1 pseudogene is annotated in these 476 nt (G+C 45.0%); it reads right to left on the reverse strand.

Going from position 1 to position 476, the window contains the following annotated elements:
- A pseudogene (gene cysJ, locus AB4585_RS26250) lies at positions 1–476 on the reverse strand (NADPH-dependent assimilatory sulfite reductase flavoprotein subunit); the annotation flags it as partial.

The raw sequence follows: 476 nt of genomic DNA on the forward strand, positions 1-476 counted from the left end.
CAGCTTGTAGCCATTGCCAAACCTGCTGTGCATTCTGCTTAAGCTTGTCTTGAACGTAGACCTTGTTTGCACTGTCTCTACTGAATGCCACATCTAAGCGACTCAATAAGCCATCTTTTAGGTAACGCTGAAATTCAAGCTGATACAGAAAGTCTTGAGTAAAGGTACGGTCACCAAAGAATAGCCAGTTTTTGCCTTCCGCTTCTCTCGCGTCACGCTCTTGCAAGAAACTTCTAAACGGCGCAATACCTGTGCCAGGACCAATCATGATCACTGGAGTGTTGTCATCGGTTGGTAATTTGAAATTGTTGTTGTGTTCAATGAACACCTTGACGTCTTCACCTTCTTCAAGCGAATGTGATAAGAAACCTGAAGCACCACCTACTCTCTGTCCTTTATTGGTTTCGTACTCGACCACACCGACCGTTAGATGAACCTCTTCGTCCACTTCGGCTTGTGACGATGAGATGGAATAT

It is taken from the genome of Vibrio sp. 10N.222.49.C9 (genome assembly GCF_041474985.1).
Taxonomy (GTDB): domain Bacteria; phylum Pseudomonadota; class Gammaproteobacteria; order Enterobacterales; family Vibrionaceae; genus Vibrio; species Vibrio crassostreae_C.